Origin of the sequence: Selenomonas ruminantium AC2024, assembly GCF_000687995.1 — a bacterium.
Classification (GTDB): Bacteria; Bacillota; Negativicutes; order Selenomonadales; family Selenomonadaceae; genus Selenomonas_A; species Selenomonas_A ruminantium_B.
The window spans coordinates 182,942-201,422 of sequence record NZ_JIAC01000001.1; the positions used below are offsets into that span (position 1 = coordinate 182,942).

Below are 18,481 nucleotides of genomic sequence, written 5' to 3' on the forward strand. Positions count from 1 at the left end.
TTCCCTCAGTTTTCTGGCACCACCTCCCCAGCCGTCACTTTGAAGGTCACCGGCAATGATGTCACCGACTCGTTGCGCGGCGCTTCAAAATTGAAATAATAATTATAATGCCCATCCGGCAGTGCGGCATCTTCGAGCAGGATACGGCCTGTCAGCGTGAATTTTGGCCCTTTCTTCCGGCTGCCATCCAGGCGGTGGAAGATGGGTGTAATCCTGTCGCCCAATTTTAACTGGCGCAGGTCACGCTCGGGCACGCCATCATGCATGACACGCCGTGCACCCAAAATTTCAAAGGCGGCCTTATCCTCATCATAAGCAGATACCAGATAATAATTTCTGCCGTTGAGAAGCACAGACGAATAGTACAAATAATAATCGGGATGTGCCTCCACCATGTTCATAGGCAGGACATGGCCGTTAAGCTGTGGCCACTGGCCGGCAAATTCGCACTTAAAGACACCCTTGTCCCAGTCAGCGTACACCTTAGCATCGCTTCCGAGGACTACTTCCTCGCCCCCCTGCCAGGAGGTCACGATGCACGACGCCGCACTGATGGCATTGGCATCATCCGGATCAACCTGCACCATAGGCATATTATCTTCATCCCAGCTGACCGGCACATCCATGAGCTTATACAAATCAAACTGATACAAGGGCTTCCCCTGCTCGTCTGTAGCCAGCATCTGCGTATAGAGCTTTTGATAATTTTTGCTGGCCTGCGGCAGCTTGCTGTAGGCCAGTACCGAATCTATTGAGCCATCCAGACTGTAATAACAGGAAAGGCCCATGCCATAACGGCGGTACTTGCCTGCCACACGATAGCAAACTGCATCTTCCACGGCCTTCTGCAAGGCCAGAGAAGATTCTAAATCCTCCATGCCCGCAGCCAGCGAGCCCAGGTCAATCATATTGGTCCAATATTCATCATCACTATTGGGGCCGTAGTTTTCCACGGAATTGGCCACCCGGTCCATACCGGTAAACAGGCGCAGCGGGTATTCATTTGCCTGCTGCAAAGCCTCGCGCCCCATGCGCTCATAAGCCCTCTGCAGAGCCGGCAGTTTCTCCATATCCAAAACCGACATGTTTGCCATATCCGCCGCCTCATACTGCTGGCAGCGGGTCATATACGTATCGCAGATGATGCGGCCAAGCTCCCGTCCTTCAATGGCAGGATTTTGGGCAACCGCGCCGAGCCAGCTGGCATAGTCAATGCCGTTCTCGGGCATGATTTCCTGCGAAGCCACCAGATATCGGGTATAGCCCTGCAAAGCAGCTGCTGTTTCCAAGGTTGCCATCAGGCAGGTATCAAAGCAGACGACATCAAAGGCAGGTTTCGTGCTATTACCAGCCACGGCTGTCAGGGCAGCGCGCAAATCGCCCAGCGACAGCGAATTGCCGTAGCGTTCATCCTGACAAAAGCCAACCAGACTGCCGCCGCCATGATTCCAAAAGACCAGCATCCTGTGGTCAGCAGGGTAGTTTTCCTGCGCAAAGCGCAAAAATCCCTGCAGGGTTTCCCGATCGCCCATGCTGGCATTGGGCAGAACTGCCACCTGCTGCAAGCCGCCTCTGTCGTAAACATAGCGGCCCAGCGACTCGGACGATATGCCCGGTGTATGCCATTTCAGAGCACCGCCTGTCTGGATAATAACTTTTACATTATCCGGCAGAACCACCTTTTGTATCTCCCGCAGATTATCGGTGGCGCTGGCATTGTTGCTTTCCAAATCAGAACCGCACATGTAGAGGTAGACCGCCCAGCTGTCCTGCGCAAATGCACGGGCATTTTCTCCCAGCAGCAGCCCGAGCACAAGTATAAGAGCCAACAGGTAACGGCCTATGGCCATTTTCTTCTGCAAAACACCCACCTCCACACCAGCATCAGCCCATCTGCAGGTCTGAACTCATTACGCCGTCATTCTTCCATTCATCCGGATAAATCCAGCCACATCATGGTAACCTCCCTCTTTGTTTGAACCTTGTTATTTTTCTGTTAATAAAGAAGCACAAGCGGGCCGTTTTGTCCCGTCCTGCTATTTATGCTATAATGAGTATTCGTACTCAGGGCGGGAAAATCCTGCCCCTGACAAAAGTTTTCTGTACCCATCACTAGGAGGCATTCCATGGAAATCCTTTTATTTTTATTACTGGGCCTGTTCGTAGGCACCTTCGGCACGCTCGTGGGTATCGGCGGCGGCCTTATCTGCGTCCCCATCTTCATCCTATTTCTGTCGGCAGGCACCGCCCATCCCTTCTTTGAAACCGCCGCACAGATTACGGGCACCTCTCTGGTCATCGTCATGGCCAACGCCCTGTCGGGAACGCTTGCTTATATCCGCCAGAAGCGGGTGTATTTCAAGGCGGCTGTTCCCTTTGCTCTGGCCACCCTGCCCGGTGCCTTCTTTGGCTCCTATATCGTGGACAAGTTCAACCAGCCCATGCTGAACTTCTACTTCGGCATCTTCCTCTTGTTCATGGCTTCCATCATGTACATCAACAGCCGCCGCAAACCGCCTGTAGACGTACACGAACTGCCGCCGGACTTCACCTACAACAAATGGATTGGTATTATCTCCAGCTTCGGCGTAGGCTTCCTGTCGAGCATCTTCGGTATCGGCGGGGGCGTTATCCATGTGCCGCTGATGATTTATCTCTTAGGCTTCCCCGTGCATATGGCCACCGCCACCTCCCACTTCGTACTGGCGGCCTCCTCTGCCTTCGGCGTGGTCTCCCACTTCCTGCTCGACCACATCATCTGGCTGCCCGCCATCTGCATCTCCATCGGTGCCGCCATCGGCGCCCAGATGGGGGCAAAAATCTCCAAGAAAACCAAGTCCAAGGTTATCCTGGCATTGCTGTCCCTGGCCATGTTTGCATTGGGCTGCCGCTTAATCCTTATGGGGAGCGCGCAGTAAAATTGCAGTTTGTCGGGGAGTTCGTGATAAAGGTATCCTGTTCATGCGCAGTTAGGGGCAAACGAGGGAGTAATTTTTCTGTTTTCCGCTAAACGACCCCCTCGTAAGATAGAGCTGTCCAGTTACTCGCGCCGGGCAGGCCAACGGCGCTGCTTTCAGCGTGCTTGCTTAGCAGTGTTCTAAATGGGGCCGGCCTTCACTGCGTTCAGGCAGTCGCTCCCTACAGAAAAATCACTCCCTCGTTCGCCCCGAGATACGGCCTATGCTATTGCCACGAACTCGTTGCTCCTGTTACAAAAACATCGATGTACTTGTTGCTTGTCACCGCGAAAATATCGTTTTATACGAACATCGCTTAGGGCGGAGGTGGTGATGCTTTTCGCCGTGGAACGACTGTCCGAACGCAGTGAGGACTGGCCCACAAACGTCATCAGCTAGGCATTGAGATGAACATACGCGCCGCCGGTCTTGCCCGGCGCAGGCAGCTAAAAGCCCATAAATTTACTTGTGGGTCATTTAGTGCAACGGCGAAAAGTATTACCATCTCCGCCCCACTGAGCTGTAACAACTAAAAGAAATCTCGCAATGACATCGATAAACTGCAATTTACACAAAAGCCCGGTGGCTGATAATACTTTCCCTTCGCTTTAGGCAGAGGAAAATATTATCAGCCACCGGGCGTCTTTATATATCGATGTAAACCGAACTCAAATCGGCCGCAGCTCCCAATTCCCATCCCCAGCCAGTTTCAACTCCTGCTGATGTTGGGCAAAGAGCGTAGACCTATGCCCCACGCTGACAACGCCCATCTTGGGCAGTTCCGCCTGCAGCATTTCATACATTTCCGCCTCTCGCGGTTCATCCAAGGCTGACGTAGCTTCATCCAGGAACACCCAGTCGGGCTTTTGCAGAAGAACTCTGGCGAAGGCCAGCCGCTGCTGTTCCCCCAAAGAGAGGATGCGGCTCCAATCGTCAATTTCATCCAAACGCGTGGTGAATTTTTCCAGACCCACTTTCGTCAGTGCCGCCTGCAATTCACTGTCGCTGCCAGAAGCTGTGCCGGGATAATGGAGCGCACGGCGCAGGCTCCCTAGCGGCAGATAGGGCCGCTGGGGCAGGAACAATAACCTGCTGCCCGCCGTCAATTTCAATTTGCCGGCTCCATAGGGCCAGATTCCTGCCAGACTGCGCAGAAGCGTGCTCTTGCCGCAGCCGGAAGCTCCTGTCACCAACAGGCGGCTGCCTGCGGGCAGATTCATGCTGCAGTTTTCGAGCAGCACACGGCTATCCGGCAGCTGCACCTTTAACTCCTCGACATCGAGAGCAGTGCCGCCCGCCTGCCGCTGAATGCCGGCTTCCACACCTTCTGCAGTGTCCATATGCTCCGTAAAGGTTGCCAGTCGTCTGACTACCGCCGCCAACTGTGCGATGGTATCGTAGGACTCCACAAAGTAGGACAGGGCATCCTGCACCCGGCCGAAGGCAGATACCGTCTGCATCAGACCGCCCAGCGCAATGCCTCCGGCAAAATACTGCGGTGCCGCCAAGATAAGCGGCACGATAATAGCCAACTGGGCGTAACCGTTGACGTAGAAATTCAGCAGTTTCGTCTGCTTCATGAGCTGCCAGAAGTTGCTGATAACCTTGGCAAAGCGCTCATGGAAGCCCTTGTTCTCCGCATTTTCCCCGCCATAGAAGGCAATGCTTTCGCTGTTTTCCCGCACGCGCATCATGTTGAAACGGAAGTCGGCCTCAAAGCGCTGCTGCTCGAAGTTCAGACCGATAAGTTTCCGCCCGACCAGATGAGCGCAACCCGTACCAATGCCGGAATAGCAGAGCGAGAACCAGAACATATAGCCATAGATGATGATTTCCTGACCGCCCAGGTTCAGCGTAAAGGCCCCGGACAGATTCCAGAGCACCACGCCAAAGGCCGCCAGAGTCGTCATCTGTTTTAAGAAACCGATTAATAATTGCAAGGAAAGATTGACAAACTGATTGATGTCCTCGCTGATTCGCTGGTCCGGGTTATCCGTATCGCTGCCTAGTACCTGCAATCGGTAGTAAACCTGCTTGTCCAGCCAGCGGGAAAGATAGGCATCCGTAAGCCAGGTGCGCCATTTTATCTGCACCGCCTGCCGCAGGTAAATGGCATACACGGCGATGACGATGTAGAGCATGGCCAGCCCCGTAAATTCCCCCACGAGCGGCCAAAATTGGTCTGCCTGATACTGCTGCAGGGCATTGTAAAATTCATTGTACCAGCTGTTTAGCCGCACGAGCAGATACACGCCAAAGAAGTTCAGGCCGATAACAAAGGCCAACAGCCCTCTGGCTTTCCACTTATGCTCGCTGTTCCAATATCCCCGAAACAGCTGCCAAAAAGCACGGAATGCTCCGCGTTTCCCCATATCCATCACTCCAAAAAAAGAGATTGTTCCGCCGTAATGAAACGGAACAATCTCAGTATAGACCTTTCACTTGCCGGTGGCAATAATTATTTGGTGTTTAGGGATGTGGCTTCAGCCAATCATTTTCTTGATATCTTCTTCCACCGTGGAAATCGTGCCAATGCCGAAGTTTTCGACCAGCACCTTTGCCACATTCGGGGAGAGGAAGGCCGGCAGCGTGGGGCCAAGATGGATGTTCTTGACGCCCAAGTGCAGGAGGGCCAGCAGCACGATAACGGCCTTCTGCTCATACCAGGCAATGTTGTAGGCAATGGGCAGTTCATTGACATCACTGAGGCCAAAGACTTCCTTGAGCTTCAGCGCAATCAGGGCCAGACTGTAGGAGTCGTTGCACTGGCCTGCATCCAGCACTCGGGGAATGCCGCCGATATCGCCCAGATTCAGCTTGATGTACTTGTACTTAGCGCAGCCCGCGGTGAGAATCACCGTATCCTGGGGCAGTGCCTGAGCAAATTCTGCATAGTAGTCGCGGGACTTCATGCGGCCGTCGCAGCCGGCCATGACCACGAACTTCTTGATGGCACCACTCTTGACGGCCTCCACTACTTTATCGGCCACAGCAAAGACCTGCTCATGGGCAAAGCCGCCCACAATCTGCCCCTGCTCCAATTCCGTGGGCGCGGCGCATTTCTTGGCCAGTTCAATGATGGCCGAGAAATCCTTGGAACCATCCGCCTTGGCTTCAATATGCTGACAGCCCGGCACACCGGTCGCGCCTGTGGTGAACAGGCGATTCTGATAGCTGGCCTTGGGCGGCACCACACAGTTGGTGGTCATGAGAATCGGGCCATTGAAGGAGGCAAATTCCTCCTTCTGCTTCCACCAGGCATTGCCGTAGTTACCGGCAAAGTTGCTGTACTTTTTGAACTTGGGATAATAATGAGCTGGCAGCATTTCCCCATGGGTGTAAACATCTACGCCCGTGCCCTGCGTCTGCTCCAATAGCATTTCCAAATCCTTTAGGTCGTGGCCGGAAATCAGAATGCCGGGGTTCTTGCGGACACCCAAATCCACCTTGGTCAGTTCCGGATTGCCATAGGTTTCCGTGTTGGCTTTGTCCAAGAGAGCCATGCCATCCACGCCCCACTTGCCCGTTTCCAACGTCAGGGCCGTGAGTTCATCGCCTGTGAGGCTGTCGTCCAAAAGTTTAGCCAACGCCGACTGCACGAAAGCATCAATGGCTTCATTCTCATACCCCAGCACATTAGCATGCTTCTGATAAGCCGCCAGACCTTTGAGGCCATACGTGATGAGCTCCCGCAGGCTGCGGATGTCCTCATTTTCCGTGGCCAGCACACCGACTTTGGCAGCTTGCGCGGCAAAGCCTTCAATATTTTCCTGCCAAAGGGCCGCTTCCGGCAGATTCTCCCGCTCCTGCAATTTGGCCAGAAGTTCCTGCTTCACCCGCAAGGTCTCGGCGATGCGCTCGACAATGACCTCCCGGTCAAAGTTGGCATTGGTGATGGTGATGAAGAGATTGATGGTCACGAGATAATTGACCTGTGGCTCCACCTTCCGGCCCTCAGCCCGCAGGCGGGTGGTTACAGCCGACAGCCCCTTGGTCACATAAATCAACAGGTCTTGCATCGCCGCCACTTCCGGGGTCTTGCCGCAGACGCCCATCATGGTGCAGCCCTTGCAGCCGGCAGTTTCCTGACACTGATAGCAGAACATTTTCTTTTCCATAAAGCACGCTCCTCGTTATCTAATACACATGAAAATATACATCATCGTTTTTCATTTACAAGGCCATTATAACGAAGGAAAACGCTCTATGCTGTAACAAGCGTTACAGCATAAAAAGGCCGCAAGCAAAAGCTTGCGGCAAAAAAACTGTCTGTTAAGCGCCGATATCAATATTCCCACCAGGAGCAGGTTTAGGCTTGTAATTGCTAATCTGGGCATTAGCCTGCTGGAAGCGGCTATTACCGAGCTTCGTTTCTGTGCCGAACTGCGATACGCGCGTGACATCGAGGGCTGCTTTCATGCCTTTCGCCGCAATCGCCTGACCTTGCTCAGAAATCGCCTTGACCTGCTGTTGGAATTTACTGGACCCCAGTTTCGTTTCAGTGCCAAAATTGGATACTTCATAGTAAGACTTGGCCTTATCCATGATTTGGGATGTTTTTTGCATTCCCTCATTCGTTGTTTTCACATTATCACGCTGAAACTTACTGGAACCAATTTTTGTCTCTGTACCAAAATTCGATACTTTTGTGTAAGACGCTGCCTGTTCGCTACGCTCTTTAGTCGCCTGCATTCCCACAGAATGAACCTCGCGATTTAATTGTGGGAAACTCGAAAGCGTCGTAGCACCCACCGCCGAGATACCCATTGTCGATCCCTCACTTTCCCTGAGACATTCCTTAATCCTTTACATAGGTATACAGCCCTACTTTAATTATATACACTTTGTATTTGTTTTTCAACCGCTTTGGCATTATTTATTATTATTGATTATTCCTATTCAGCTGACCAGCCCCAAATCCTGCAGGACTTCCTTCACCTGGTCGATTTCGATGGGCTTGGAAGCGTAGGCATCACAGCCCTGCTCAAAGGCCTGATCCACGTATTCCATATCGGCAATAGCCGTCATCATGATGATTTTCACCTGCCGTGCGGCTTCTACTTTTTGCCGGGCTTCAAGCTCCCGAATCAGCTTGAGCACCATCAGGCCATCCACCTTGGGCATCATGATATCCAGACACATCAAATCATAGGGCTCGCCGGCCTTGAATGCTTCCAGATATTTGTCAATGGTTTCCATGCCGTTATTGGCGGTATCACATGAGCCGTAATCCTGCAGGAATTCCAGCAGGAACGTGCGGCTGAGCACATCATCTTCCGCAATCAAAATCTTCATGAGGATTCCTCCCTGGGTGCCATTTCTTCATCCGCTGCGAGCTTCTGCATGCAGTAATGCATCAGATTTTCCGTGCGCGGGTCCGTGTCCGCCTGCTTGTCTGCGGGCTTTTTCCGCGGGCGCAGGAATATCCGCCGTTCCTGTCCGGCTGAATCAGCCTCCTGCAGCGGAATCCAAAAGGAGACACACGTTCCCCGGCCCAGTTCCGAATCCAGACTCATCGTGCCGCCCATCAGCTCCACCAGTTGCCGGGAAATCATCAGCCCCAGCCCCGTGCCTCCAAAGAGGCGGGTAGTGCTGCTGTCCGCCTGGGTAAAGGGGCTGAACAATTTGTTCTTCATGCGCGCATCCACGCCGATACCGGTATCTTCCACGCTGAATTCGAGGGTCGGCTGCTCATGGCGGACACTCTGGTAAACCGCCATAGTTATCCTGCCCGTCTCGGTAAACTTCAGCGCATTGGCCAGAATATTATGCAGCACCTGCCGCAGGCGCAGGGCATCCCCCCGAATAAACCGAGGCAACGTGGAAAAATCCGTCGTGACAAATTTCAGGCCCTTGGCCGCCACCAATGGCTGATAGAGTTCTCCAATGCGCTGCAGGCTCTCCAGCAAATCAAAATCCAGTTCCTCCAGCCGCAGCTTGTCATTTTCGAGCTTGGCGAAGTCCAAAATATCATTCAGAATATGCAGCAAATCGTCGGCACTGCGCTTGGCATTCTGCAGGCATTTCTGCTGTTTTTCGCTCAAGGGTTCCCGGCCTGCCAGTTCCATCATGCCGATAATGCCATTGAGGGGCGTGCGCAGTTCGTGGCTCATGATGGAGATGAACTGGGTCTTGCTGCGGTCCGCTTCCTCGGCCGCCCGCTTGGCCCGCTCCAGCTGCTGCTCGTAATGCTTGCGCACCGATACATCTACAATGGTGACAATCAGCTGCTTGTCCCGGCCTTCCCCTGTCTGAGATACGCCAAGATTCAGCCAGAGACGGTCCCCGGTTTTGGCATTCTTCATCTGCACGGAAAACTCACTGGAAAACTCGTCATCAGCAAGAGCCGCTTCAATATTGCGGCGCACAGGACAGTGACGGCAGTTTTGGCCATGGCCGCAGCCCTTTTCCAGACTGTTCTCACAGCAGAAAGCGTCACCAAATTGACGGCCAACTACATTCTGCCCGTCTGTCTGCATCAAAATCCTGCCCATCTCATTTACCGCCAGCACAGCCCCTTCGGCATCCAGCAGGCAAAGGCCCACCTTGGCCGCCGAAAAGACCGCCCGCATGTATTCCTGCCCAGCCTGTACCTGGGCCTCCAACTCCTCAATCTGGTTCATGACGCCAGCCAGCTGAGAGGGCAGATTTTTTTCTGTCATCTGCATAACTCCGCCTCCTAATCATTAGCTTTTATATTGCATCCTCACAATCATAAACGCTAACAATCAAAGAAGAACGCGAAACATTTCTAAATTAAGAATAACACAAAATCCCGCCCTTGTATAGATAGAACATTGACACCAAGGGTTCCGGGTGCTATCATTTTATTTAGTTATTCCAAACCGTTGAAGCGGGAGAAACATCCGTTATGCTTGCACAGAGAGTCCGGGTAGCTGGGAGCCGGGCGGAACACAGACGGGTATATGGGCCGCTGAGGGCGCACCGAAAGCATTTGACATTTGACTTTGTTAGTAGGCTGCGACGTGAGGACACGCGTTAGTGGTCAGAGGTATGTTAGTACCTCGTTAAGGGCATGGCACAGCCATGAAACAGGGTGGCACCGCGAAATTTTCGTCCCTGACAGAAACGATTTCTGTCAGGGATTTTTTAGTTCCTGACAGGGCAAAAAAGGAGCTAATATTATGGAAAACACCAACAACGAGAAAAAAATCATTCTCTCGGGCATTCAGCCCACCGGCGTCTTCACGCTGGGCAACTACCTCGGAGCCGTGAAGAACTGGCAGAAGATGCAGGAGGAGTACAACTGCTATTACTTCATCGCTGACCTGCACTCCCTGACCGTCCACATTGACCCGACCAAGCGCAAACAGCAGACCCTGCAGGCATTTGCCCTGCTGCTCGCCTGCGGCATTGACCCGGAAAAGAGTCTGGTCTTCATCCAGAGCCATGTCAGAAGTCATGCGGAAATGGGCTGGCTCATGAGCTGCTGCTCCCAGTTCGGCGAACTTAGCCGCATGACCCAGTTCAAGGATAAATCCAGCAAACATCCCGAAAACATCAACGCCGGCCTCTTCACCTATCCGGCTCTGATGGCCGGAGACATCCTGCTCTATCAGGCCGACTATGTGCCCGTAGGTGCTGACCAGACCCAGCATCTGGAATTCACGCGTGACATCGCGACCCGCTTCAACCATAACTACGGCGAAATCTTCAAGCTGCCGGAGGGTTACTTCCCCAAAGCCGGGGCAAGGGTTATGAGCCTGCAGGAACCCACCAGCAAGATGAGCAAGTCCGACACCAATCCCAAGGCCACGATTTCCATTCTCGACGAAGAAAATGTCATCCTCAAGAAGTTCAAGAGCGCTGTCACCGATAGTGAAGCTGTGGTATGCTTCCGCGAGGATAAGCCGGGCGTCAGCAACCTGATGACCATCTACTCGGCCATCACCGGCAAGACCATGGCTGAAATCGAAGCCGAATTTGCAGGCAAAGGATATGGCGACTTCAAGGCCGTTGTCGGTCAGGCTGTAGCCGATGAACTCAAACCCATCCGCGAAAAATACGCCGAACTCATGAAGGACCGCAAACACCTCGAAGCTCTGATGAAACAGGGGGCAGAACGGGCCGACTACATCGCCCGCAAGACCCTGACCAAAGCCAAGAAAAAAGTCGGTCTCCTTCCAGAAGTACGCTGAACCGACAAAACATCCACATAAAAGATAACGTAACATAAAGCCCGGGGGATGTATTCCTAAGCGATTTACGCGCTACGCGCGTACTAGCGCAGGAATATATCCCCCGGGCTTTTAGTCTATGTCATCTTGTAAGATTTTCATTTTACACTTTGAACTTCTGCACTTCTTTCTGCAAATCCATGGCCATTTTTGCTAACTCGTTGCTGGCATGGGCGATTTCCTGTACGGAAGCACTCTGTTCTTCCGTAGCTGCCGATACGGTTTCTGCTTCTTCCGCGGCACTGCGGCTGCTTTCGCCGATGGTGCGGATATGGCCCACGATTTCCTGACCGCTGACGGCCATGCCGCTGATGGCGGTGGAAATCTCCTGTACCTGCCCCGATACATTTTCGACGATTTCGATAATCTTGCGGAAGGACTCGCCCATGGACATGATGTTTTCCGTGCCCACGCGGACTTCTTCGCTACCGGCCTGCATCCCGGCCACAGCATTGTCCGTATCCCGGCGGGTTTCCTCAATCAAAGCGGAAATGCGATGAGCTGCTTCCTGCGAGGATTCAGCAAGCTTGCGTACTTCGTCCGCTACTACGGCAAAGCCGCGGCCATGTTCACCGGCACGAGCCGCTTCAATAGCGGCGTTGAGGGCCAGCAGGTTGGTCTGCTCGGAAATGCTCGAAATGGTATCGACAATCTGGCCAATTTCGCTGGAACGCTCACCCAGAGCCGTAACTACCTTGGTGGATTCCCGTGTGGATTCTTCAATGCGCTTAATCTGGCCAATAGCTTCGTTCAAGGTCTTGCCACCATCGCGGGCCACGGTCGATGCCTCGCGGCTGTTGCTGGCTGCTTCATCAGCTTTGCCGGCAATGTCCTGAATGGTGTCGTTGAGGTTTTCGATGGCTTCGGAGGTGGAGTTCACGGCATCGAGCTGCTCACTTGTGCCCTGCGCCACTCTGACGATGGAGTCGGCCACCTGATTGGAGGCCTGTGCTGACTGGTCACTGGTGGCATTGAGTTCTTCCGAAGCGGCTGACAGGCTTTCAGCGGAACTGCTGACATTGTGGAGCACCTTCTGCACACCATGACGCATATCCCGCACAGCCGTAGCCAGCATACCCAATTCATTATTCACCGTAATCTGGGCCGGACGGTCCTGGAAATCCCCGGCTGCGAGCAGGCGCATTTCATCCATCATCACAGCCAGCGGCTTCATGGAACGGTTGACCGTAAAGAGCACGCCCAGAGAAATCAGGATAATCAGCACGATGGAAATGCCTGCCATGATTTTCAGCACATTGCCCACCGGCGCAAAGAGCTCATCCTGATAGGCAATGGTAGCCATGCCCCAGCCCGTTGCCTTGATGGGATTGTAGAAAGCAATCATATCCTTGCCGTCTGCGCGGGTGAATTTATAGACGCCAGCCTCACCGGAAAGCATCTTTTCGCCCAACGTACGGACGGCCGGGTCATCCTCTTCCGAAATCTTTTTCTTCATAATGGCGGCTTCATCAGGATTTACAATATAAGTGCCTTCTTTGGAAACCAGCAGGCTGTAGCCGCTTTCCCCAAGTTTCAAATCGCTGACCTTTTCCATCACGGCATCCACATAGATGGCTGCCAGTACCATGCCCACATTGGCACCGCTGCTGTCCTTGGCCAGCGCGATGCTGTTCACGATAATCTTGCCCGTAGCCTGCGAAACAACCGGCGAGGACATAAAGCTGTCCTGAGCGCCCGTCATCGTCTGTTTGTACCAGGCCTTGTCGGCATTGTGCATCTCTTTGAAGCCCGCCTTGGTCTGGCCATAGAGCACGCCAGACCCGTCAAAAGGCCCCCAGCTCACGCTGTCGTAGATACCAGGATAAATCTTGTTCATGAGATTTAAGCGGTAGACATTGTTCTCATTCATCAGCTCCGGGGCGTTTTTCAGATTCTTTGCCGCCGGATGAGATGCCGCCGTCTGGGTTTCCAGCATGCGGCTGTCCAGCCAGGCCGATACTCCGCTGGCCACTTCCTGCGCGTTCTTCAACGAACTCGTGGTAAGCTGCTGCTCAAAGGTGGAACCCACATAGCGGAAGATAATCCCCGCCATCAGCACCAATCCCACTACCACAATAGGAATCACATAAATCAAAATCTCCGTCTTGACCGTTCTGGTCTTCTGGGTCAAGCTTTCCTGACCAGCCATCGTACTCCCTCCCCTTATACCTCTAATCGTTAAATAAATATTAGCTATATTCAGTTAATTGCAGCCATTCCCCGGCGCCCAAGGAAGGGCGCCTGCGGACGTACTCATTATATATTCCAATGAATCATCGCCCGGATGGACATCTCTGCATCCCCATCATCAAAAGCTTCCATTTCCGGCAGCCAGTCTTCGGCAAACAGCGGCAAATCCTCCACCAGTTTCTTGATGAACTTATTCACCACCTGCATGGCCACATCATCCTGCGGGGAATTGAGGAACTGCCCCAAGACGCGCCCCACTTCCTCCATTTCCTCTGCCTGCAGATAGCGGGTGGCACTGTCGAGACTGGACAGGCGCAAAATGGAGTAATTGATGGTATCCTCTGCCGTCAGCAGCTGCTCGGCCTTGACCATCAGGCCGGCCGTCTTCAATTTTTCGGCCACCACACTGCCATTTGTACCCTCCGGCAGCTGCACCAGCACCAGATGATTTTCCGTAGGACTGCAAAGAAGCTTGCAGCCTGCCGAAAGCAAACCATTTTCCAAGCCGCGCGCATTGTCCAAAACCTGCTGGGCATAGTCCTGATACTCCATGCAGTCCGCTTCCTTGAACACCAGTGCCAAAGAAGCCAGTACATTCTTCTTCAGCGAGCTATGGCCCGTTTCAATCACCGTCTTATCCAGCAGCTCGGCAATCTTCTCCTTGCAAAGGATGATGCCGTTCTGCGGGCCATGCAGGGCATCGCTTGCCGCAAAGGTAGCCACATCAGCATAGGGCACCGGGGAAGGAATTTTGCCCGCCGCAATCAGCCCGGAATTCTGCCCCAAATCAATCCAAAGATATGCCCCGACTTCATCGGCAATCTTTCGCAGACCCGCATAGTCAATATTGCGCGGATAGTTTACCGGCGAATAGATAATCATATCGGGACGGTGCTTATGCGCCAACGCCTGTACCTTGGCAAAGTTCAGTTCCAAAGTATCCGGCTCCACCCCGAACTTCACGAAATTATACTGCAAATCGCCGGTGCAATGCTCCGACTTGCGCAGGTTGAAGGACAGCACCGTGTCCCCCTTCTTGAGCAATGCCAGCATTACCACGCGGGAGGCAATGGCAAGGCTCCCCGTACGCACAATGGCGTGTTCCGCATTGAAAAGTTCCTTGGCCCGGCTGATGGCCAGCTTTTCCAAACGGCTCTGACGATGCGCCTTGTGATGGTCGATGATTTCATCCCCCAGCGTGCTCCCCTTCAGGAACGACGCAAAGGGCGAAGCCGCATTGGTTGTAGGAATCAGCGACAGGGTGGTACGCTGCTGCTTCAGCGCACTTCTAAGCTGCCCGCACAGTTCCGGGTCAAAATTCTCCAATTTTCGCAGGATTTTCTCGTTGGTCATATTCCAGGTCCTTTCTCATCTATTGCTATAATTCGTCCGTTACTGCTATCGCTATTCACTTCGACAAAAGTAGAAAAAATCCTGCCAATGCGCTTATCTGCAAGAATATTTGTCCCTCGTGCGTTTAGACGAAATTGAGTGGGGCGGTGGAGGGCTGACCGCTGGACGTTAAGAAAATATTTTTTGCGCAACCCAAAAGCGGCCTTAAAAGTCAACTGTCCGAGCACAGCGAGTTTTGACTTTTAAGACCGCTTAATAAAAAGCAAAAAATATTTTTAGGCTGGCGGATTAGCGAAGGTCAGTCCTCCACCGCCCCACGCCTTTTGCCGCGAACCAACGAAAATGGCTTACAAAATTGGTGAGATTTTACAACGCCTTTACAAATTCTTCTCCCAGCTTGCGGCAATCGGCAAGTTCCGCATCCCCGGGAGCATTTTCGACAATCAGCCCGTCGGAGAACAACTTGGCACCGTCCCCTTTGGTGCGCTCAGCCCAGCTTTCCATCCAGGCACCGCCGCCCCAGCCATAAGAACCGAACAGCGCCACCGGCTTGCCGGACAGATGCTTTTCCGCATCTGTGAACAAAGGCTCGAAAGAGCCTTCCTCCAACACTTCATCCCCCATGGCCGGGCAGCCAAAAATCAGCCCATCATAATCCGGTACCGAAGAAGCCTTGAAGGACTCTACCTCAAAGAGGCTCACATCCCCGCCAGCCCCCTTGGCGCCTTCCTCAATGGCCTTCGCCATGGCCTCGGTATTGCCCGTGCCCGACCAGTAAACAATCGCAACTTTGCTCACAAAAATTCCTCCTTATCATAGCCCCCTGTCATACGGCTTTGACCAAATCCGGCAGGCTTGCGCCGCCTTCCAGCCGCAGACAAAAATCATGGGTACAATCGGCATACAAATCAAAGAGCGCTCTGGTTTCCCGCTCATTGGCATAGACCTTCCAATAACCGCTATAGGAAAAGTCCTGCCCTTTGTGGCGGATAAACCCTTCCACATCCTCCGGCGGATACCCCAGAAACAGCCCGACTTCATGCGGAAAGGATTTGCGCAGCTGCATGCGAAGTTTCAGATACTCCAACATCCCCATCAGCGTATCGTCCCCCCGATACCCAAGCCTAACGAGTATCTTCTTCGCCAACGGATGAGCCAAATCCTTCATCAGCGCCCGCTGCCGATAAAAGAGCAGCAGCACATACTCCTCCCCTTCTGACAAGCGGAAGACCGATATGCCCTTGCAGTTAAAACACTGCATATAAGAAGCCAGCAGCCCCTCAAAATCCTCAAAACGGCTCTTTTGAAACGACAACAAGCTAGCCGACTTCAGCCCCATCAACATCGGCGCCGCATGAAAGCCCAGCAGCTGTTCAAATCCCTCACGTCCCAACAACATCACCTCACAAATGATAGAAATTATCATTAACTTAACAACCTCATTATATTATAAATGATAATCATTTGCAAGTCATATTTAGAAACTCCTCCCTAAGACAGGAGAACCCTAGCAACTAAAATTGACAAACCAGAGCGAACGTACAGGATATATTCCCAAGCATAAAGGAAGCTGACAACATAGACGGCAAAAAGCGGAGCAGTGGAGGACTGCCCGTAGCGTTAGCCGCTGGACGTTAAGAAAATATTTTTTTGCTATACCAAAAAAGCGGCCTTAAAAGTCAACTGTCTGAGCTGAGCGAGTTTTGACTTTTAAGACCGCCTGATAAAAAGCAAAAAATATTTTTAGTCCAGCGGATTAACAAAGGGCAGTCCTCCACTGCTCCGCGCCTTACACCACGAACCTTAAGACTTATGTAACAGCTTCATTTTGACAATCCGCTTCACCGACTGATTAATCCTTTCCTCACTGATAACGCCTTTTTCCGCCGCCTCCAAAATTCCCAGATAAACGGCCGTCTGCCGCGGATATTCATGGCAGACGAGGGCAATATCAGCACCGGCCTGAATGGCCTGCACGCCGAGCTCACGGAAGTCGCCGTACTTCGACACGGCCCCCATCTCCAAAGAATCGGTGATGATGATGCCGTTAAAGCCGAACTCCTGCCGCAGAAGTTTTGTCTGCACCGCTGACGACAGGCTGGCTGTATGATCTTTATCGAGCGCCGGATAGACAAGATGCGATACCATCACCATGAAGTTTTCCGGGCTGTGATTGGCGATGATTTCCTTAAACGGCAGTAAATCCTGCGCCATGAGTTCATCCTTCGTGGCGGGAATTTCCGAACGGTCAATATGGGAATCCACCTGCCCGCGCCCAATGCCGGGGAAATGCTTCAAGGCATAGATGACATGCGCAGACTCATAGCCCTGCGCGGCTGCGGCCACAAACTTGGCCGCCGTCTGGCCGTCCGCCGAATACTCGCGGGGATTGTTGCCCACATCCGCTACGGGCGCAAAATTCACATTGATACCCAATTCCTTGAGGCGATTGCCCGTCTTCTGTGCCCAGGCTTCGGCCTGCGTATTGTCGCCGCTCTGGCCAATGCTCTGTGCCGCTGGCGGCGGTTCAATAAAGCCCTTGCCCCGGGCCACGGGGCCGCCTTCTTCGTCAATGGCAATAAACAGAGGGACTTTTGCAGCCTGCGCCTGCAAATCCGCCGTGAGTTTTTTCGTCTGCTCGGCCGACTGCAGATTGCGGTCAAAGAAAATCACGCCGCCGATATGGTACTGATTGAGCATAAAGCGGCTGTCGTCATTGATTTCCGTGCCATGGACGCCAATCATCACCATCTGCCCTACCTTTTCCGGCAGGGTCATCCCAGCCACGATGGCATCCACCTGGTCATCAAGCGTCTGCGGCTTCTTCGCATTTTCATCAGCCTCTGCGCCCTTGCCGCAGCCAGACAGCAGCATGAGCAGCATCACCAGTGTCAAAGCAAAAAACCTTCTGCAAATCCCCATGATTATCCCCCTTGTCAATCCTCCAGCATGGCCTGATAAACATCCCGGCGGGAAATGCCCAACGCCTTGGCGGCCTCCCGCATAGCGGCTTTCTTGTCCAGTCCCTGGGCCATAAAATGCTCACAGCATGCTTTGGGGTCAGCAGGCAGTTCATTTTCCTCTGCCGCCACTTCCCCGTCAAAGCCGGCCACAACGATGACATATTCCCCGCGCGGGTCGTTTTCCTCGTAATGGGCCATGATTTCCGTAAGGCTGCCGCGCTGAAACTCCTCGAATTTCTTGGTAAGCTCGCGGCCCAAAGCCACCTGCCGGTCGCCTAATACCCCATACAGGGCTTTGAGCGTAGCCTTCAGATGGTGCGGCGCCTCATAAAAAATCAACGTTTCCGGATATTTCTGCACACTCGTCAAAATTTCCTGCTGTTTTTTCGCCGTCTTGGGCAAAAAGCCGATAAAGGTAAAGCGGGTGGTATCAAGGCCCGAACAAATAAGCGCCGACAGCCCCGCATTAGCACCGGGCAGGGGCGTTACCTTAAAACCGGCTTCAATAGCCAGCCCTGCCAGATGGCTGCCGGGGTCGCAGATACCGGGCAGGCCTGCGTCACTGACGCAGATTAAGTCATGACCTTCCTGCATGTATGCGATAAGCTCCGGCCCTTTGTTGAGCTTGTTGTGCTCATGGTAGCTGGTCAGCTTCGTATGAATATCAAAATGAGTCAAAAGCTGCCGGGTATGGCGGGTATCTTCAGCGGCGATAAGCTCTGCTTCGCCGAGCATCCGCACAGCCCGGTAGGTCATATCCTCCAGATTGCCAATCGGCGTGGCACAGAGGTAGAGGGTTGGGATTTTTTCATTCATTTTC

Annotated in this window: 14 protein-coding genes; 2 read left to right on the forward strand and 12 right to left on the reverse strand. The window is 53.1% G+C overall.

From position 1 onward, the window contains the following. Positions 1–5: 5 nt before the first annotated feature. Positions 6–1,862, reverse strand: coding sequence for a clostripain-related cysteine peptidase (locus tag P157_RS0100780; protein WP_026759333.1), 1,857 nt, complete (start codon positions 1,860–1,862; stop codon positions 6–8). Between the two features lie 264 nt (positions 1,863–2,126). Here P157_RS0100780 and P157_RS0100785 point away from each other — a divergent pair, with 264 nt between their 5' ends. Then, complete coding sequence (locus P157_RS0100785; protein ID WP_026759334.1) at positions 2,127–2,918, forward strand: sulfite exporter TauE/SafE family protein; 792 nt, start codon at positions 2,127–2,129, stop codon at positions 2,916–2,918. A 707-nt stretch (positions 2,919–3,625) separates the two neighbouring features. On the opposite strand, the gene P157_RS0100790 is transcribed toward P157_RS0100785, so the two are convergent. The 5 genes from P157_RS0100790 to P157_RS0100810 form a co-directional block, all read right to left on the reverse strand. Next, positions 3,626–5,329: an ABC transporter ATP-binding protein/permease gene (locus P157_RS0100790; RefSeq protein ID WP_026759335.1), complete on the reverse strand. Its 1,704-nt coding sequence runs from the start codon at positions 5,327–5,329 to the stop codon at positions 3,626–3,628. Between the two features lie 111 nt (positions 5,330–5,440). Next, complete coding sequence (hcp, locus tag P157_RS0100795) at positions 5,441–7,075, reverse strand: hydroxylamine reductase (protein ID WP_026759336.1); 1,635 nt, start codon at positions 7,073–7,075, stop codon at positions 5,441–5,443. Between the two features lie 154 nt (positions 7,076–7,229). Next, positions 7,230–7,724, reverse strand: a complete 495-nt coding sequence (locus tag P157_RS0100800) for a hypothetical protein (protein ID WP_026759337.1) — start codon at positions 7,722–7,724, stop codon at positions 7,230–7,232. 132 nt (positions 7,725–7,856) lie between these two features. After that, positions 7,857–8,252 (reverse strand): response regulator, encoded by a 396-nt coding sequence (locus P157_RS0100805; RefSeq protein ID WP_026759338.1) that lies wholly within the window; start codon positions 8,250–8,252, stop codon positions 7,857–7,859. After that, positions 8,249–9,625 carry a PAS domain-containing sensor histidine kinase gene (locus P157_RS0100810; RefSeq protein WP_026759339.1) on the reverse strand — a complete coding sequence of 459 codons (1,377 nt, stop codon included), beginning with the start codon at positions 9,623–9,625 and terminating at the stop codon, positions 8,249–8,251. The genes P157_RS0100805 and P157_RS0100810 overlap by 4 nt, the downstream gene beginning before the upstream one ends. A gap of 477 nt (positions 9,626–10,102) precedes the next feature. Here P157_RS0100810 and trpS point away from each other — a divergent pair, with 477 nt between their 5' ends. Beyond that, positions 10,103–11,116 (forward strand): tryptophan--tRNA ligase, encoded by a 1,014-nt coding sequence (trpS, locus tag P157_RS0100815; protein ID WP_026759340.1) that lies wholly within the window; start codon positions 10,103–10,105, stop codon positions 11,114–11,116. A gap of 142 nt (positions 11,117–11,258) precedes the next feature. Here trpS and P157_RS0100820 read toward each other — a convergent pair whose 3' ends face one another. From P157_RS0100820 to rsmI, 6 genes are all read right to left on the reverse strand, one after another. After that, complete coding sequence (locus tag P157_RS0100820) at positions 11,259–13,304, reverse strand: methyl-accepting chemotaxis protein (protein WP_037368047.1); 2,046 nt, start codon at positions 13,302–13,304, stop codon at positions 11,259–11,261. A gap of 107 nt (positions 13,305–13,411) precedes the next feature. Next, the gene (locus P157_RS13550) at positions 13,412–14,698 is read right to left on the reverse strand and encodes a hypothetical protein (RefSeq protein WP_051598429.1); all 1,287 of its coding nucleotides are present in this window, start codon (positions 14,696–14,698) and stop codon (positions 13,412–13,414) included. A 366-nt stretch (positions 14,699–15,064) separates the two neighbouring features. Beyond that, on the reverse strand, positions 15,065–15,496 hold the full coding sequence (locus P157_RS0100830) for a flavodoxin (protein WP_026759342.1): 432 nt from the start codon (positions 15,494–15,496) through the stop codon (positions 15,065–15,067). A gap of 28 nt (positions 15,497–15,524) precedes the next feature. Continuing rightward, positions 15,525–16,124, reverse strand: a complete 600-nt coding sequence (locus P157_RS0100835; RefSeq protein WP_230578422.1) for a DUF3793 family protein — start codon at positions 16,122–16,124, stop codon at positions 15,525–15,527. 377 nt (positions 16,125–16,501) lie between these two features. Beyond that, positions 16,502–17,620 carry a glycoside hydrolase family 3 N-terminal domain-containing protein gene (locus P157_RS0100840; RefSeq protein ID WP_037368049.1) on the reverse strand — a complete coding sequence of 373 codons (1,119 nt, stop codon included), beginning with the start codon at positions 17,618–17,620 and terminating at the stop codon, positions 16,502–16,504. Between the two features lie 14 nt (positions 17,621–17,634). Further along, positions 17,635–18,477 (reverse strand): 16S rRNA (cytidine(1402)-2'-O)-methyltransferase, encoded by an 843-nt coding sequence (gene rsmI / locus P157_RS0100845; protein WP_026759345.1) that lies wholly within the window; start codon positions 18,475–18,477, stop codon positions 17,635–17,637. Positions 18,478–18,481: the final 4 nt, after the last annotated feature.

Bases quoted from the DNA above. Each gene is read 5' to 3' on its own strand.
- P157_RS0100810 (WP_026759339.1), bottom strand. From the start codon at position 9,625: ATGCAGATGACAGAAAAAAATCTGCCCTCTCAGCTGGCTGGCGTCATG.
- P157_RS0100785 (WP_026759334.1), top strand. From the start codon at position 2,127: ATGGAAATCCTTTTATTTTTATTACTGGGCCTGTTCGTAGGCACCTTC.
- P157_RS0100805 (WP_026759338.1), bottom strand. From the start codon at position 8,252: ATGAAGATTTTGATTGCGGAAGATGATGTGCTCAGCCGCACGTTCCTG.
- P157_RS0100840 (WP_037368049.1), bottom strand. From the start codon at position 17,620: ATGGGGATTTGCAGAAGGTTTTTTGCTTTGACACTGGTGATGCTGCTC.
- P157_RS0100790 (WP_026759335.1), bottom strand. From the start codon at position 5,329: ATGGGGAAACGCGGAGCATTCCGTGCTTTTTGGCAGCTGTTTCGGGGA.
- P157_RS0100800 (WP_026759337.1), bottom strand. From the start codon at position 7,724: ATGGGTATCTCGGCGGTGGGTGCTACGACGCTTTCGAGTTTCCCACAA.
- P157_RS13550 (WP_051598429.1), bottom strand. From the start codon at position 14,698: ATGACCAACGAGAAAATCCTGCGAAAATTGGAGAATTTTGACCCGGAA.
- trpS (WP_026759340.1), top strand. From the start codon at position 10,103: ATGGAAAACACCAACAACGAGAAAAAAATCATTCTCTCGGGCATTCAG.
- rsmI (WP_026759345.1), bottom strand. From the start codon at position 18,477: ATGAATGAAAAAATCCCAACCCTCTACCTCTGTGCCACGCCGATTGGC.
- P157_RS0100820 (WP_037368047.1), bottom strand. From the start codon at position 13,304: ATGGCTGGTCAGGAAAGCTTGACCCAGAAGACCAGAACGGTCAAGACG.
- P157_RS0100835 (WP_230578422.1), bottom strand. From the start codon at position 16,124: ATGATAATTTCTATCATTTGTGAGGTGATGTTGTTGGGACGTGAGGGA.
- hcp (WP_026759336.1), bottom strand. From the start codon at position 7,075: ATGGAAAAGAAAATGTTCTGCTATCAGTGTCAGGAAACTGCCGGCTGC.